The 18,204-nt window shown below is 58.7% G+C and carries 6 protein-coding genes; all 6 read left to right on the top strand.

All coding sequences use genetic code 11. The annotated features are described in order from the left end of the window. Positions 1-51: 51 nt before the first annotated feature. The 6 genes from ACMFWR_RS23370 (at position 52) to ACMFWR_RS23345 (ending at position 18,115) form a co-directional block, all read left to right on the top strand. Entirely contained in the window at positions 52-984 is a 933-nt protein-coding gene (locus tag ACMFWR_RS23370) for a peptidyl-prolyl cis-trans isomerase (protein WP_413197068.1), read from the top strand. Between the two features lie 84 nt (positions 985-1,068). Beyond that, entirely contained in the window at positions 1,069-12,690 is an 11,622-nt protein-coding gene (locus tag ACMFWR_RS23365; RefSeq protein ID WP_413197067.1) for a filamentous hemagglutinin N-terminal domain-containing protein, read from the top strand. Positions 12,691-13,383: 693 nt separating this feature from the next. Continuing rightward, positions 13,384-13,797, top strand: a complete 414-nt coding sequence (locus tag ACMFWR_RS23360) for a hypothetical protein (RefSeq protein ID WP_413197066.1) — start codon at positions 13,384-13,386, stop codon at positions 13,795-13,797. A 1,130-nt stretch (positions 13,798-14,927) separates the two neighbouring features. Next, on the top strand, positions 14,928-15,902 hold the full coding sequence (locus ACMFWR_RS23355) for a hypothetical protein (RefSeq protein WP_413197065.1): 975 nt from the start codon (positions 14,928-14,930) through the stop codon (positions 15,900-15,902). Between the two features lie 731 nt (positions 15,903-16,633). Then, positions 16,634-17,059: a hypothetical protein gene (locus ACMFWR_RS23350; protein ID WP_413197064.1), complete on the top strand. Its 426-nt coding sequence runs from the start codon at positions 16,634-16,636 to the stop codon at positions 17,057-17,059. Positions 17,060-17,290: 231 nt separating this feature from the next. Further along, entirely contained in the window at positions 17,291-18,115 is an 825-nt protein-coding gene (locus ACMFWR_RS23345) for a hypothetical protein (protein WP_413197063.1), read from the top strand. Positions 18,116-18,204: the final 89 nt, after the last annotated feature.

Here is an 18,204-nt window from a genome sequence, read left to right as displayed (position 1 = left end):
CAACACGTAGCAGCAAACGAACAGATACGAATCGACTAACGGGAGTTTTCGATGAAAGACCAATCGACGCAACGACATTCAGCCAAGCATCGCTTCATCGGGGTGGCGCTTTGTATTGCATCCTGCACCGTCTCGTGCGCGGCGATGGCGGCCACAGCCACTGCTACGGCAACGGCCGCAGCGGCCCCATCCAATGCAAGTGCAGCTCAAGGAGGCGCACTGTCGTCAGCGTTGCCCATCGGAGCGATCGCCGTCGTGAATGGCGTGCAGATCAAACAGGCGCAAGTCGATGCTGCGGTCACCGCCAGCAAGCTGCCCGACACGCCCGCGCTGCGCGCAAACATCAAAAACGAGCTGATTGCTCAAGCCCTGTTCCTTCAAGCCTCGCAGGCTGCTCACTACGACACGCACGCCGATGTGCAAGCGGCGGTCGAACAGGCCAAGCAGCTCGCCATGACACAGGCCTACCTGCGCGACAGCATCAAACCGGCTCCGGTCTCGGATGCTGACGTCAAAGCTCAATTCGACAAGATCGTCGCATCGCTCGGTGACAACGAATACAAGGCCAGCGTCATCGTCACGAACGATGCGGCCACGGCGCAAAAGGTCCTCGATCTCCTGAAAAAGAACGGCGATTTTGCGCAGCTCGCCAAGCAGTACAGCGTTGCAGCGGACGCTGTTCAGGGTGGCGCCCTGAACTGGGTGTCATTCAAGACGCCGCTCGAAGAAGGCAAGACACAAAACTGGCCGCTGCCTGTAGCCGATGCCCTGCTCAAGCTACCGGCCGGTGCGATCAGCAGCGATCCGATTGCCGCTGCGGGGAAGTTCTACATCCTGAAGCTCGAACAGAAACGTCCGACTCAGATTCCCGACTATGCGACGGCCAAACCAGCGCTCGAGCGTCAGATGCAGCAGGCAGCGATTCAAAAGGCGACCGCCGATGTCGTGATCGGGCTCGTCAAGACAGCCAAGATCCAACAGTAATGACGTCGCGCGCGGCGCATATGCATCCGGCATAGGCACACACGGGGTCGCGCGAAGCACAACAAAGACTGGCCAGAACAAAAAATGAACGCAGCTCTCAGACAGGTGGCACAGCAAGAGACCCAGCGCGCTTCGGCAGACCACGAAGCGCAGGGTCAATCGACGCTCACACGAGTGTCCGCCCACTCGCGTCCGTGGTGGCATCGCACCGCTGCCGCGTCGCTTGCGAGTTTGCTCTGGTTCAGTCCAATTGCGATCACCCCACAGATTGCCGCGCAGGATGCCGGTGTGCTGGCTGCGGGCAAGCGCTATTTCGCGTTCTGGCAACACGTGCTGCCCGTCACCGTGACCTTCGGCATTCGCGAGGCTTCGGCCGCCCCGATCGTGGATCCGAATGCGCCGGTTCAGTTTCAACCGAAAGTCACGCAGAGCACTGGCACGAACGGTGGCGTTCCGGTCGTGAACATCACGGCGCCTAACGGCGCCGGCATCTCGCTCAACAAGTACCAGTCGTTCAACGTTGATGCGGTCGGCCTGATTCTCAACAACAGCCTGGTGACCGGTACATCACTGACCGGCGGCACGGTACAAGCGAACAGCAATCTCAATGGCCGGACAGCCTCGGTGATCCTCAACGAGGTCACGTCGGTGGGGTCGGCCTATCAGAGCGTCCTTAATGGGCCGCTCGAAGTATTTGGCGCCCCGGCGACGGTCATCGTCGCCAACCCGAACGGCATCGCTGTTCGAGGCGCGAGCTTTACGAACACGATCGGCGTCACCCTCTCGACCGGCGTGCCGCAATTCGTGACGGGACCGAACGGCACCGCGACGTCATTTGATAACGCCGCCGCCATTGGCTACAACGTCACGGGCGGGCATATCCAGATTGATGGAAACCCGACCGCGAGCGGACCGGCCGCGGGTATCGAAGGCACGGTCGGCAATCTCGATCTCATCGGCGAAACCATCGGCATCAACGCACCGCTATACGTCGGCAATACGATCAACGTTGTGGCGGGGCGTCAGACTGTGATGCCAACGACGGTCTCCGGCGTTGGCAATACCTATGCGACATCGGCGAACGGTTCGACCAACACCGCGAGCGCGATCAATGCCGCGAACGGCAACCTCAACAACGGGTATGCCATCGATGCGACGGCCTTCGGCGCGGTAACGGCCGGTCAGATTCAGGTTGTGAGTACTGCAGCGGGGATGGGCGTGCGCGCCGACTCGCAACTTGCCGCCAATGCAGGCGACGTCAGTATCTCGGCGAATGGCGACCTCTCCGTCGCGGGCACGAATGCGTATCAGCAAGTCGACCTGCAGGCCAATGGCAATCTTTCGATGTCGGGCACGCACCAGGGCACTGCGGGCGTGTCGCTGTCCGCAAGCGGCGACATCAATTCGACAGGGCTTATTCAGTCCGGGGCTGCGTTGACGGCCACCGCCGGAGGTAACGTCAGCGTTGCTGCCACGCAATCGAAGTCGGACATGTCGTTGACCGCGACAACCGGCAACCTGGCATTGACGGACAACGTCAACAGTGACGGTGGACTGAGTCTGACATCGGGCGGTACCACGGCCGTTGCGGCGCAGGTCACGAGCCAACAGAACGTGAGCGTCCAGTCCGGTGGTGACGTTTCGATCGCGGGGTCATTGACGAGCGGCGCGAAGCTGAACGTCACGACCCAGGGCAATCTGTCCGTCGCCGGCTCATTGCTGGTCGGTACCGATGCTGTCTTGAACGCTACCGGCGGCATCGATGTCGGCGGATTGTTCCTGACGCAAGGCAACGCAACCGTTCAGACCGGCGCGTCTCTGACGGGCTCCGGTTCGATTGCGATCGGACAGACCGGATTAGTCGCTGCCGCGCAGGGGATATCGCTCGCCGGCAAGCTGTTGTCGAATGACCTCACGCTGACAGCAGGGAATAGCGTCAGTCTGGCCGCTGTACAGGCGGGCGGAAAAGTCCAGATCCAGGCGCGAGGCCAGGACGGCACGGGTGACGTCGTATTGAACGGCGACACGGCAACGATCGGTGCAACGACCGTCACGGCCGCGCGCGACATTTCCGTCAACGGCGCCTTGGCCGGTGGCAGCTCGATCACGCTCAACGCGCAGAACAATGTCAATGTCGCCAGCGCGGCGACAGTGCAGTCCGTCAACGATACGACGGTGAACGCCGCCAACGGAAGTGTGACATCGACTGGTACGATTACATCGGCGGGCGCGTTGTCGGTCACTGCTGCGCAAGACATCAGCGCGACCGGTGCGACGAGTTCCGTGTCGGATATGACGCTCAACGCCGGGCGTGATCTCACGCTTGCGGGCACGACCGACGGGCAGGGCAACGGAACGCTTCAGGCGGGCCGGGATCTGTCGACGCAGGGCACAGTTGGTTTCGAGCACGGGGCGACCGTATCCGCCGGGCATGACGTCAATGTGGGCGGCATGCTGCAGGCAGGAAGTGTCACCATCAACGCGGCCAATTCCGCCACCCTCAACAACGTCCAGTCGACGGGTGATCTCGTCGTGACGACAGCGGGTAACGCGGGTGGCGGCGACATTGCCGTCAATGGCACGATCATTACCAACGGAACGTCGCAGCTCAATGCAGCTCGAGACGTGTCCGTTGCGGGGTCAATGTCGGCAGCGAACAGCCTCTCGGCGACCGCCGGCCGCAACGTGAGTGTGACGGGATCTGCAACAGGCGCGGGCACGCTCTCTCTGTCCGCGACGACCGGCACGGTGTCATCGACAGGGACCTTGACGAGTACCGGCTACCTTAATATCGGCGCCGGGCAGGACATCTCGTTGGCGGGTTCCACGTCGACGATCAACAGTGCAGTCCTGACGGCAGGCCACGACATTGCGCTCGACGGTACCCTGGTCGGCGGAGCCGATGGGACGGTCGCCGCGGGCCACGACATCACCGGCGCGGGAACGTCGGCGTTCAACGGCACGTTCACACTCAATGCTGCGAATGACATTGCCCACACCGGTGCATTGCAGGCTGCGACGCTGAATGCAGTCGCCGGCAACGACGCATCGTTGCACGACGTCCAGACAACCCAGGCATTGAGCGTTGCGGCAAACGGGGCGGCAGGGCAGGGCGACGTTTCGTTGACCGGCACCGTCAACGCAGCGGGTTCGATCACCACCACGTCGGCGCGCGACACGAACGTATCCGGAAGCATTGCGACGGGTGCGGCATGGCAGGCAACCGCTCAACGAGACATCAACGTTTCCGGCACGGCGCAAACCGCAGGGGATGCAACACTGACGACGCAGACGGGTAACGTCAACATCACGGGCACCGTCGGGATCGGCGGTAATGCGACGATCAACGCGGCTCAGGATGCGACGCTCGGCGGCACGATCACGATCGCCAACGCGACCAATGTGACCGCCGGACGAGATGTGGCCTTGACCGGTTCGGTCAACACGCAAGGTGCGGGGACGATCACCGCGGGACGGGACTTCGACGGCAATGGGAGCGCCGCGTTTGCGCAGGGACTGACGACGACCTCGGGCCGCGATACGAACCTCAGCGGCCTTCTTCAAGCCTCGTCGGTCAATGTGCAGGCGGGCAATGACGCGACAGTCGGTAACGTCGAGTCGACAAGCACGGTCAGTCTCTCCGCGCTCGGTAACGCCGGCGGCGGAACCTTGACGGTGACCGGAACGGTCGGCGCCGCCGGTGCGATTACAACGCAGGCTGCGCAAGACACATCGATCGCCGGCAAGCTCGCCTCCGGATCGACCGTGTCGGTCGTCACCAATGGGAATCTGTTTGTCGCGGGAGCGATCGAAGCCTATGGCGATACGACGCTGCAAGCGATCCAAGGCAGCTTGAGTGCCACCGGCGGCATCAATAGTGGCGGCGCGCTGGCGATCAGCACGGGTCTCGATCTTTCGCTTGGGGCGAGCACGACGTCGGTCGCTGCAATGACGCTCGCGGCGGGACGCGATGCCACGCTCAATGGCATGACTGTTGGCAACGCGGGCGGAACCATCACCGCAGGGCGTGACATCAATGGCGGTGGCACGCAGGCATTTACGAACAACGTGACTGTCACCGCAGGGCGCGATGTCGCCCTGACCGGTACGCTGCAGGCGAATCAAGTCGACGTGACCGGTGGCAACAATGCATCGGTCGGCAGCGTAACGTCGCAGACAACGCTTAGCGTCACCGCTCAAGGCAACGCGGGTGGGGGCGACGCATCCGTCACAGGTACGACGACAGCGCCCGGCGCGGTGACGCTCACGGGTGCCCGCGATGTCAACGTGAGCGGGTCGGTTGCGAGTGGAGATGCCTTGACGCTCGCCGCACAGCGCAATGTTGCCGTGACGGGAGGCGTGTCATCGGTTGGCGATTTGTCGGTGACCGCGACCACAGGTAGCGCTGCACTTACCGGAACCACTGCAACGAACGGCGCGCTGACCCTGACGGCAGGCACCGACGCGCAACTCGGCGGCCAGGTATCCGTATCCAAAGACATCAATGCGCAAGCCGGCCACGATCTCCAGCTTAATGGAACGATCGCGGGTCAGGGGGCAGGCAATTTCACGGCGGCGAACGACGTCTCGGGGAATGCGGCCATTGCACTCGCACAGCAAGCAACGATCAATGCGTCGCACGACGTCGCATTGACCGGCTCGCTGCAAGCGTCGACCGTCACCGTGACAGGGGGTAACAACGCAGGCCTCGGTAGCGTTCAGGCAATCAGTGGCCCGATCACCGTGACTGCGCAGGGCACGGGCGGGCAGGGCGACGCCACGTTCGGCGGTGCGGTCACCACGACCGCGCAACTGAACGTGCAAGCCGCACGCGACATCGGCATCGGCGGTGCGTCGACAGTTGGTGCAACTACGATCCTCAACGCGGGACGCAATGTCACGCTTGGCGGCGACGTCAATTCGGTTGGGGACCTGACTATCACCGGTGCGAGCGGCACGATCAACGGCGCTGGCGCAACGACGCAGGGCAACCTTTCCGTGACCGCTGGCCAGTCCGTTGCGCTGACGGGCGCGCTGACCGTCGGCGGTATATCCGCATTGGCTGCGGGCAATGATCTCGCGGTTGGATCGCTGAATTCGGCGGGTGCGGCAACATTGAGCGCGCAGGGCCTTTCGGGCACGGGCGATGTCACGGTCGGTGGCGCGCTGAAAAGCGGCGGAGCGGTGAACGTCAATGCGGCTCGCGACATCAGCGTGGCCGGCGACACAGCAAGCCTCTCGTCGGTGACGATGTCCGCAGGCCGTAACCTGACTGCCACCGGCGCCCTGTCGTCAAATGCAGCCACGACCCTGACGGCCACGACTGGCAACCTCACAGTGGGCGGTGCGACTCAAAGCGTGGGCGATCTGAACGCGACGTCCGGCGCAGCGATGGCGATCGCCGGCGGCATGGTCAACGGCCAGATCGACCTGACGTCGCAAGGCGCGATGACATTGACCAACACACTGTTGGGCGGCCAGGCTGCAACGCTGAGCTCCGGCGGACTGATGGGTGGCGGCGGTGCACTCACGATTCAGAGCGACATCAACCTCACATCGGGCGGCGGCATCGCGCTCGGTGCAGTCCAGACCGGCGGCAAATTCACGGCAACGTCCGCATCGGACGCATCGTTCGGAGCGGCGCTTGCTATAGGTGATATCACCGTCAAGTCGACCACCGGCGGCATTGCGTTCAATGGCGAGATCTCGACCGGCGGCAATCTGTCCCTGAATGGTGCTCAGGACATTTCCGTCTCAGGTGGCACGAGCACGGTCGGCAGCACAACGATTACATCGACCAGCGGCAACGTCAGTGTCGCGGGCATTTCGTCGAACGGCGACGCAAACGTCTCGGCCGGCAAGACACTGAGTGTGACAGGTACAAGCACCATTGCAGGCGAAGTCAACCTGACGGGGCAGAACATCACGTTGGCCGGCAGCCTGCAGGCGTCGAAAGACATTACGGCCAATGCGAGCGGCACCATCAACGCAAGCGCATCGAGCCTGGTTGTTGCGAACAACGCCACATTCACCGGCGGCGCGCTGTCGCTCGGCAACTTGATGGTCGGCGGCGCTCTGAGCGCGACGGGCACATCGAGCGTTGCGTTGTCGGGCAGCCAGATGTTCGTCGTCGGCGATGCGAGTTTCCATTCGCAGGGTGCTTTCAGTAACTCGGGCAATCTCCTTGCGCAGTCGTTCGAAGTTCAAAGCGGGTCGTTCACAAACAGCGCGAACGCTTCGCTCGCGTCGACAACGACAGCACAGATTCAGACGGGAGCCTTCACGAACAGCGGCGTGATCAGCGCGCAGTCGGCGACGGTCAACTCGACGAGCTTCAATAACGCCGGCGGCACGCTGATCGGCGTGAACGCGTTGACCATCAATACGGGCACGTTCAACAACGCCAACGGCATCGTGTCGGCGGGAGACCCGACAGCGACGGCAGCCACGAGCGGCGATCTCTCCCTGACGATTTCAGGCGCGGGCGCCGCTTACTCGAACACGGGCGGCCAGTTGCTTGCCCAGCGCAATCTGCAACTCGGTGCGAATAGCGCCACGGTTGACGTGTCGCAAGGCACGATTAGCCAGGGTGGGGCGCTGTCGATCACGGCCGGCACGATCGATGTATCGGGCACGTGGAACTACGGCGGGTCGAGCGTTTCGATTACCGGCTTGAACGGCATCGTCAATACGGGCGTGATGACGGGCACGACGGCGCTCAACGTTACGACAGGCGGCACATTTACGAACTACGGGCAGGTCATCGCGAACGACCTCACCCTGAACGGTGCGTTAAGCAACGCGGCAGGCGCACTTTTCCACGCGACGGATACGCTGGCGCTGAACGGCACCGTCGTCAATCGAGGCACCGTTGAAGCGAACACGCTTAACGTCACGAGTGGCTATTACGACAATCAGCTGGGCCTGACGCAAACCGTCGGAGCCATGACGTTCACGATGGGTGGTGGCACGCTCCAAAACACGGGCGGCGATATCTTTGCCGGTACAAACCTGACGATCAACGCAGGGGCGGTGATCAATGATCAGACTGCCCCGACGGGGACGGCATCGTCGAGTACGACTGTTGGGATCTCCGACCCGTCGCTCGTGATGTCCGGATCGATTGGCACCGAGCTGCAGTACTACATGCAGATGGTGAACCAGGGGAGCGGGGTGTTCAACGGGGAGCAATCGACCAGAACTGTCTCAGCGACGTTGGGTGACTTGCTGTCCACAGTGAACACCGCGTGCGTGAACACAAATCCCAATTGTCAGACGCCGTACACCGAGCTGCCCATCTCGGGATCGGTGACGTTCAGTGAACTCATGCAGAGCTGGGACGCTGGGCAGTGGAACAATGACCAAGGCGGACCCGTTCGGATTTGGGAAGCAGGCACGTCGGCTCTCCCGGGTGCGATGCAAACCGTGACCCTCACGTTGCCAACGGTGTACCAGACGACCACGGTCGAGCAACAAGGCACGGCAGGTGTGATTTCCGCTGGGGGGAACATCACGCTCAATGCGGGATCATTGTCGAACAAGGGCGGTCAGATTTCTGCGCAGGGCAACGTCACGCTCAACGTTCAGTCCCTCAACAACGGCGTAGCAGCACCGACCTTGACGACCGTGGTGACTGATTGGGTCGATCAAAGCGCATACACCGCGTTCCTGACGCAGCTTCAGACACTGTCGAAATCGGGTGAAGTGGGTGTGAACGGGTTGGAAGGCTGCGAATATAGCTTCACGGCCTGCGGCGCTGAAGCAACACTGCCGCCGTCGAGCTTCACAATCAACCCGTCGTCGGCGGCTCCGACCGCGTCGGGTACAACCACGTCATCCGGCTCGACCGGCATGATCGCAGCCGGCAATAACCTTTCCGTGTCGGGAGGTGCGCTTGTCAACGCCGGCTTGATCTACGCCGGAAACAATGTCTTCATCACCGGCGGCAGCCTGACGAACCAGGGCGGCAATTCGCAGAACGCCTCGTCGCAAGCCGGCTGTGGGAGCGGGATTCCGAACAAAGCTTGTGGCAACGGTGGAGCGACGCAAGGCGGCAACCCGTCGCAGAACAACTTTGGCTATAGCCAATCCGACGCGACGATCTTTGCCGGTAACGACCTGATCATCGCAGCAGGCAATGTCAGCAATACCTACGGCAACCTGATGGCTGGGCATGACATCGTCGTTGGCGGCGTTGGCACGACCGCGACATCCAGCACACCCGCTCAGTCGTTGACGAACACCTCAGGCAATATCATTGCCGGCAATGACATCACGCTCAATGTTTCGGGCGCGATTACGAACAACTTGCCGCCACCGACACTGGTGCACGAGAACAGCGGTTCGACTGCGCAGTACTCAGGGTGTATGACGGCCGGGGGGTATAAGAACGGTTACTGCGAGGCGTACGTCGAGCAGCAATCGGGAAGCTCGTCGACGATTTCTGCGGGCAATTCGCTTTCAATCCAGGCCGGTACGCTGACCAATATCGGCAGCCTGATCACGGCAGGGGTCAGTGCGACGATCAATGTTCAAGGTCCGATCGTCAACAGTGCGCAGACGCTTAATGCGTATTGGCATTCGCACTGGACCGAAGAAACCGGCATGTTCAGTGCGGACAAGACGCACGACGTATGGGCATGCGGTTCAGCTGCAGAGTGCGCTCAGATCTATGGCAGCGCCTACACGGGCGGCGGCATTGACCCACCGACCCCGATCGGCAACGTCGCCGCCACGATCCAAGCTCCGAACCTCAACATCACGTCCGGCGGCCAGATCCAGAACGTCGGCAACATCATCGGCACGCAGGTGCAGCTGACGGGCCAGAAACTGATCAACGGCATCACGACGGCGAACACCTACACGCCGAACGTGAACGCGCCGTCGCAAGTGATCTCGTTGAGCCCGCTGACGATGCCCTCGCTGAACATCAGCGTGCCGCGCTCGGGCACCGGTTCACTGCCGACCTCGACCAACGGCCAGGCCGTCTACGTCGACGGCCAGCTCGGCGGCAACGATATCGGCCCGCAGGACCTGCTCAACAACCTGCCGGCCAACCTCAAGCCAAGCTCGACGGTCTTCTATTACAACCCGGAAGAAGAGGACGCGCTGCTCCAACAAGCTGCGCTCCAGCAAACCGGTAAGGCCAGCTTCATCAATGGCCTGACTTACGACAACACGCAGAACCTGTCGGTGACCGAGCAAGAGAAGGCGATCCTGTATCAGAACGCCATCAGCTATGCGGACGCCAACGATTTGCAAGTGGGCACCGCACTCACGCAGACACAGATCAACCAGCTCACGCAGCCGATGCTCTGGTACGTCGAGCAGACCGTGCCGGACCCGCAGTGCCAGGCAACGGGCGTAGCAGCCTGCCCGACGATCACGGCACTGATGCCGCAGATCTATCTGCCCAGCGGCAGCGCAGCGCTGTCGGCAGGCGGCAACATCGAAGGCACCGACGTCACGCTGAACTTCGGCAAGGGCGATGGCGGCAGCGTGATGAACACGGGAACGATCACCGCATCGGACACGCTGACGGTGAACACCGACTCGCTGACCAACGAAGCGAATCAGGTGAACGTCGGCAACATCTGGAACAGTGTCAAGGGCGGGTACACGGACACGACTGGTACGACCGTGCAGCCTGGCGGGTTCATGAGCGCGGCGAACGTCGATCTGAACGTGCAGACACTGGCACAGATCGGTGGAGCGTTGCAGAAGCTCAATAGCGATGGAACGGTTGATCAGGCGGGTACGGTTGCGTTGATTGCGGGGTTGCAGCAGGAGTTGGGTGGCGACTTTACGCAGACGTCGTTGAGCAATCAGCTGAATACGAGCTTCGTTAAGCAGGGCGGCTCGTTTGGCGTGGGGCAGCTGATTGCGCTGGTAGCAGCGGTTGTTGTCTCCATCCTGACTTACGGCGCAGCTAGCGAACTGATCGGGGCCGAACTCGGCGCGGAAGGAGGCACCTTCGCGGCCGGTGCAGCGGCGACAACCACTATCGACGGGATCACGATTCCCGCAGTGTCTGCGGGCCTCGGCAATATCGCTTTGTCTGCAGGGATCGCAGGCATGGCGTCCAGCGTGACCAGCCAGCTGATTTCGACGGGCGGTGTGCAATGGGGCAGCGTGCTGGAGGCAGGTGCAGTAGCGGGACTCACAGCCGGGCTGACCAACGGCATTACGATCGATAGCAGTTCCAGTGGCCTTGGGCTGGGCTTCACGACCGATCCAATTATGGCGGGTGGCTCGGTGCAATCGCTCGCTAGTTTGGCGGGCGTGCAGTCGGTGGGTGGTGCGATGGTGCCGCAGGCGGGTCAGGCAGCAGCGGGCAACTTGCCGGAAGAGCTCGCTGCGATGGCGGCGGACGCGACGATTCAAGCGGGGGTGAGTACCGCGATCGAAGGCGGGAGCTTCCTCAACGCGTTGAAGAATGACGGCGTGAGTGATCTTGCGGCGGCGGCTGCGTTTGCGATTGGCAACGGCAAGGCTGCGCTGACTAACGACTTGGGTGAAGCGGGCGGAGAGGTCGCATATCTCGCGGAGCACGCGGGTCTGGGATGCCTCGCGAGTGCGGCCGAGGGAACGGGTTGCGCGGGCGGGGCGATTGGCGGAGCGGCTAGCGCGGCATTCTCATCCGACGTTATCAATGCGATGGATCCGAACGCTGCGCCGTTGACGGCGGGGCAGCAGGCTGCACTAGCGGGGTTTGCGACGCTACTAGGCGGCGGTCTCGCTGGATTGGCTGGTGCGAACGTTCAGGGTGGGGCATCAGCTGCGCAGAACGAGGCGTTGAATAATGCCGGTAACCACCCCGGTCAAGATGGGTTGCTGAACAAGATAGCAAACGCGTTTAATAGCGTGGTTGCTGCGCAGGCGCAAGCGGCGGAGGTTGACTCTGATGTTGGTCGAGCTGTTGGCGCTACGCTAGCGCCCACAGCTGCGGGCACCGCGCAGGCGGGCGGCGGCGTCCTGACGGCCGCGTTTGGTTCGGGCATGGTCACCGCTGGGCTGGCGTCCTGTCTCGAAACCGCTCTCGTCGGTTGTGGCGTAGCTATCGGAGGACTGCTAGTAACGTTCGCCGGCTCAGACAATATTGCGTCCGGTCTTGCGCTCCCACTGACGGGGCAATATTTGCCGACGCTTGGCTCTGGCTTGATCGGAAACGTATTGCCTGTCGATCAACAGACGGCAGAGGTGATCTACGGCTCGCTGACTGCAGGGTTGGGCGCTCAGCTGGCGCCGGTGATATTCACTTTGCCGTCGAACGCGGTGGGATCGGTGACAGACACTAGCGCTACGGCCGTCACTGGCAACTATGTCACACTCTATCGTGGTGACGCCTCTGCACAGTTACAGTTTTTGTCGAGCTTGGCGAAGAGTAACGGTGTTGATGCATCAAATGCTGCGATTGCTCAGGCAGAAGGTCAGGGCTCCGTCAGTTATCTTTTTGAGAATCACGCGTTAAATAGTGGTGAATCTCCGTATATTAGTTTGACAAACTCTCAAGAAGTGGCGGAGACGTTTGCGCGTGGTCCATCGGGTGATCAGGCTGGTTATGTGACAGTGTTTAAATTGCCCGCGGGTTTTGCGGAGCCGAATTTCGAAAATCCGAATCCGTGGGAGCGCGAATATCTCGTGCCCACCAAAATTGATGGTTTGTACATTGTGAATCAGTATCAGGTGGTGCCCAAACAACCATGACATACAGACGTATTCCACTGGCTCTCGATGCTCCACCTGATTTGGATCGAATTCAGGCGACTCTTATTCGATACACTGACGGTAAATTTTTTGCGGAGATATACAGGTACGGAACCTGTACGTTTCCCGTCGTGTCGCGAGACGGAGGCGTGCCGGATGGACGTGCACTGCTAGCGGAGCTTGCACATAGGCCACTCGATTTCATAATTCGGGAAATGGATGATCGAAATTATGTGGTGAAATATAATGACTCGGTATTTTCAATTGTGTTTGCAGATGAATATGCTTTGCATCGACATGAAATATTAATTCAGGCGAAGACGACGCAGACTGATGAGGTCATTGCAAAAACACTAAATTCACCGCAAGATCATCTGCTTATTGGGTTGTACGCAAGAACTAGGTTGCTTCAAGATATTCAGGAGCTTGTTCCCATTAAACTGATTAAACCGGACGTGACGGGTCGGTAGTTGAAAGCACAGTAAGATTCCGTCAATTTCCATTTCAACAGGAAGCAAAGCACGATGGATGTGACGGACCTTGCTCATCCTGTTCACGTCGGTACCTGGCTCGAGTGCGGATGGAAACGCTAAGGGTTGATTGACCCCGTACCCGCGAGATGTGCTTGTCCGGCGTTGACGGACAGAACACGCATCTCGCGCCCACCATCGTGTATCTCTTCGAACGATCAAAATGAAGTCACTTGCATCCGTCTGCTTCGCCTTTGTCGCATTGCCGGCGGTCGCGGCCGCGCCGAATTGCCAGACTCAAACGATTGACCAGCACACATCGAAGCTCTGCATCGCTGAAGTGCCGTTTCAGCACGACTACTACACGCTGTGGGTCGACAACGCGATGGTCTTGTCGTTGCCTGACGACTATGTGGAAGACGTATCGCTCACGCACACCATTCCTGAAGATGCGGGCGTGGAGTTCCCATTGAGCAAACAAGGCACGCCTACCGTCACGATCAAAGGCGGGTGCCTTCCAGTTAGCGAAAAGCGACCGCTGGGCTCGAAGATGGTCGGCGTCGAAGTCGCTCGCGTTTGCTCGTTCAAGTGGGGCGACCAACAGATTCTTAAGGATCTTCGCTTCAATATGGAGTGATCAGAGCGATCGACGTCTATCGTAGTGCGAACAGCATCTGGTCCAATGAACATGCTTAAAAGCCTTGGCGCTGGTGGAATGACTGTGGCGGCGTTGGTCGCTCTGACCGCGGCGATATATAACAGCGCGTTCGATGGGCAAGGGACGGCCCGAGTTAGGCTTGCCACAAGTGCAGGTGCAGCGATGTTTTCGGTACTCTGCTTTGCTGGCGCCTGTGCGATCTTCCTGGCCGCATATTTTTTCTTTTGCATGGCGAATAGTCCGAAACCTGGTCTGACCGTGCTCGACGCGCGGAGCGTCACGGGTATGTCGGTGTTTTCTGACGCTTACCTGAGCGAGCGAGGAAAGCTAGAGCGAAGTCGGTTTGTTTCTTCGCTTCGATGGTTTGCAGGATGTTGGTTGTGCAGTCTGCTATTGGGTTTCGCAATGTACTTGGCGTTAAGGCCGACGTGAGGCCGTTTGCCGTGCTTGATACCCTGTCGTTGGCAGCAGTAACAGAGGCGGACACGCGGCAACGGGAAATCTCGTTCGACTTATGGTGAGCTCGAACACACAGGCAATATCGAAACCGCTGCAGGCACGGATTTCTCGCCCACAGGGCTCGATTCGCGTGGTCGATCCGCCAACAGGTGGCGTTACTGTTTGGAAGGGAAAGAGGAAGAGACGTTGAATGAAAAACAAAGTCCCGATATGCCTTAACGTGCTAAGCCCGAAGTCCATGTTCCATGCCGATGACTTCATCAACGCGGTCCGCCTGTACAGCGATTTGCTGCCGCGTGTCTTGCCGGAAAAGTGGGGCTGGTGGGAACCGCTCAACCGTAACTTTGATGTGCGCGAGTTGGAACAGCTTGTCCCGCAGAGCGGGAGGTGTGAGACGGTCTATTGGAAACGAAAGCAGTCACCTAAAGCGGACGGATCGTTCAATGTTCGATGGTTGAGTAAGTCGCCGCGGGTTGGGGACACTCACAGCAACATTAATTTTGCAGTTGAGTCGAGCAAAATAGACCAAGACACGCTTGTGCGCTGGATGAAGGCGACATGCATCTCTACGCGAGCTGATCTCGCGCTCGTAAGGTCATGGTGCATCCAACGAGTGCCTCTATACGAACTGTGGCTACAGCACCAACACAATGGCCGATTTAAAAAGCATAAGTAGCGCGGGTGTCGCCAAACACTGGCCGACGCGGAAGGCAATTGTCAATCGCCTGACGAAGTCAGTCTCGAATCGGACACCACTCGCGAAGGTCGAGGCCTACAACAATCGGATTGATTCGGGAAACACTGTAAACCTTCCGCCGAATTCGACTTATGTACCTGTGAGCGCCGAGTTGTGGCATCAAGCCGAAATACTCGCTCTGACTGGACGACCCTGGGAGCAAGAGATGACGCTTGCCTTAGGGGTTCGGGCTTTCTGCGATCAGTTGTTTTTCTTCTGGCATCAGAATTTCCGCGTCTTGTACCCAGATCATCCCCAGCCGCTGCGCATGCTTAGCTGGGAGTCCATGATGGAAGCGACTGCTTGGGAATTTATTCTTGGTCGAATTCAGGAAGGCATTTATCACGGGTATTTAGCGTTTGCGGCGCTCAACCGCGGGTATCAACTCCAGATCTCGTACAGCGATAAACACCGAAGAGTGCACGTCTTCGTGTTGCGGCTGTTTTCGTTGTGGCGTGGGGATGTCACACATGACTGGCCCGCGTATGGGTACGACGAGCCGATCTACGAAGGCATCCTGGAGCGTTGGGATCGTCCTGATCTCGATGACTTGACGCCGTGGTTACTTGCCGCTTGTGATCGTCACACTCATGAGTCCAGGATGGACAGCGAGACGAAGTTCTACGATTGCTCGGAGTTCGCACGCACGCCCTTGGAAATCTTGTTCCTGTTTCGATTGCGCGAGCTGAAAGGCCTGGCAAATCCGACACTCAATCATCCGCTTATGGACGCGCCATTCGAAAAGCTGCTGGAGGTGCAACCGGCGTACGTGCCGGATGAACTGGTCTTGGGGACGCTCAGACGCGTGCGAGAAGATTGGCCTCAGTACGACGAAGTCGTAGCACTTGAGGCTCTGAAAAGTCAGCCAACCAGCACCAAAATGAAATGAAGCAATCACGACTCGACCGACTCTTGCAAAGCAGCGGTTGGAAAGGAGCTTGTGCTCGAGTGACGCTGATAGCCCTCGTGTACATCGGAGTTGTCTATCTTCCGGATGCCATTGCCTGGGGTTCTAAACATTGGGGTCTAACGCCCATGTCTGCACGTCAAATAGCAAACCACGGCACAATTGTGTGGATTTTTAGGGTTGCATTCATCATTGCGCTTTCAATCGAAGCGATCGGATGGTGCGCAGTAGCCATAAGAAAGTATCAAAAAGTCGGGTGAGCAATCCGCGTAAGGATAGACCTGTTCAGCAGGCCGTTGCATTCCGAGGGTCGGGCGCCGCGCGTAATCATAAGTATCATATGCTTTGTCGTACAGAGAAAAGCACTGAAGCGCTCCGCATGGCATTTTCTATGAAATGCGCAGTTCCATGAAAGCGCCGGTACGCTGATCGTCGTGCCCACATCGTCGACAGCGCGTAGGCGCTGAATGCATATTCGCATTCGCAATGGACGCGGGAGACAGGGCTTTTCGGCGCGGTCTAGTCCCACGACGTTTGAAGGAAACTGGGCGGCTAATTTGCCTGTCGGAACCGCCGTGACATATCGTCCGCTTGATCAAGCGTCGACGAGCATGAAGCTACGACGGCGACGGTACGGGTTAATAGCTCGGCTGTGCCTGCTGCTAACAGTGGTCAAGCGGCGAAATTCAAATTTCCCGCTAAATGAGGTGTGTATGCGGTCATTTCCAGAAATCGACTATCAGCAGCAGCTACTCTTTGCAAGCCTTGATGATTTCACCCCGAATGCGGCTCTGCCCAACTATCGTGGTGGACAGTATGGTCCGGATCATGATGGGTGGCGGCGAGGGGTTGTCGATTTCATTTGCTTAAATGTCGCGTGTGGTCTTTTGGTTCCGACACACCGTGGAGATCTGGTGCGCAATCGAGGCGATGATGCTATTCGAAACGTTCTATTGCACGGGGATGCGAATGCACAAATGCCGGTCGATACTTTGTGGAATGCATTGTATTTTAATGCTACGGCTGCGCTTTCTTCTCTGGTTGATCGGCATAATATGAGAAACTGGCAATCCATTGAGGTAGACGTTGACCCAGATTTTATTGCGTCGTTGGTTGATTTCTACCGTGCCCGCGAATAGTAGGCCGCAAAAGGCGGCGGCACCTGTTGCTTCGCTCTAACGAGAGCTCGCGCTCTACCGAGGCGATCCGGTCGCGACGCAGGGGATCGAAGTACAGCAGCAACAACTACTGGGCGGCATTACAAGCGACGAATTGCAAAAGGCTGCGGCCATTGAGTTTGGAGTTAGACGGCCTGATTTGTCCACTTTTGGCCTTGCCCCGTGGGGCGGCATGACCGTAGGTAAATCGAAATGAGTATTGTGCGCGCTGATAAACTAGAAATTAAACAACGAGGCTTTCAAGCGGCAATGAATCGTCGAATTTCAACGGCAGAAAAGATTCGTCGCCGTATCGAACCGATAGACGTGAGCGCATGCTACAGCAGTCTTGCACATAGTCATCTGGTAATTGCATTTTATAAATATTTCGTACAGCAGGATCAGGTGCAACTAAAGCAAAATCTATATACTGCGTGTCGATTGGAGTTGGCGGCAATTGCCATTGATGGATTTCAGAAATTTACGGTGCCGACGGATATTTTATACGCGCTTTTATCCGGATCGTCCAAGCTCATAGAATCCGTTACAACATTGGAGTTTGACTACTTCGTTGATCAATGTCAAAACCCTCGAAACTCGGAATATAAGGTGCGAATGTGGCAACTTGCTGTTCAACGCGACGATGAGCAGCTAGAGAAACAAGTTAATAATCTTGCAAGAAAAGGTCGGAAGTATGATCAGTTGGCCGTGAACACAAAGGAGGATTTCTTTTCTATGTTGTTGAGGGGGGAGAAGGCAGGGCTAGAGGATTTGATTGCAAGGCATGCGAGTGTGCCCGAGAAGAATGCGTTGATGGAGTATTATTTTTCAGGGCTTGCGACACTCGAGACGAAGGTGTGCTGGCATCGGGGAATTCACGTGGAAATCGACCACCCCTTAGTGCCCATGGAGCTAATGAAAACACACCCCTTGCCTCAATACGATGACATTTATGATTTTCTCGCCCCGGATTGGTCGCCGCCGTCTCGAGGTATGTTCGGAAAATTATTTCGATTCTTTTCGGAAAGCCTTGATTGATGATGTAATTTTAGAGCGTGTAAGAATGCTCAGAGGCTACTCAGTAAGCGTTGGTATTTGATTGCTTATCGATGTTGCGTCTCCGAGCA

Source organism: Pararobbsia alpina, assembly GCF_965118125.1.
Taxonomy (GTDB): domain Bacteria; phylum Pseudomonadota; class Gammaproteobacteria; order Burkholderiales; family Burkholderiaceae; genus Pararobbsia; species Pararobbsia alpina_A.
This window is presented reverse-complemented; position numbering and strand designations above follow the sequence as displayed.

Bases quoted from the DNA above. Each gene is read 5' to 3' on its own strand.
- ACMFWR_RS23350 (WP_413197064.1), top strand. From the start codon at position 16,634: ATGCGGTCATTTCCAGAAATCGACTATCAGCAGCAGCTACTCTTTGCA.
- ACMFWR_RS23365 (WP_413197067.1), top strand. From the start codon at position 1,069: ATGAACGCAGCTCTCAGACAGGTGGCACAGCAAGAGACCCAGCGCGCT.
- ACMFWR_RS23360 (WP_413197066.1), top strand. From the start codon at position 13,384: ATGAAGTCACTTGCATCCGTCTGCTTCGCCTTTGTCGCATTGCCGGCG.
- ACMFWR_RS23370 (WP_413197068.1), top strand. From the start codon at position 52: ATGAAAGACCAATCGACGCAACGACATTCAGCCAAGCATCGCTTCATC.
- ACMFWR_RS23345 (WP_413197063.1), top strand. From the start codon at position 17,291: ATGAGTATTGTGCGCGCTGATAAACTAGAAATTAAACAACGAGGCTTT.
- ACMFWR_RS23355 (WP_413197065.1), top strand. From the start codon at position 14,928: ATGGCCGATTTAAAAAGCATAAGTAGCGCGGGTGTCGCCAAACACTGG.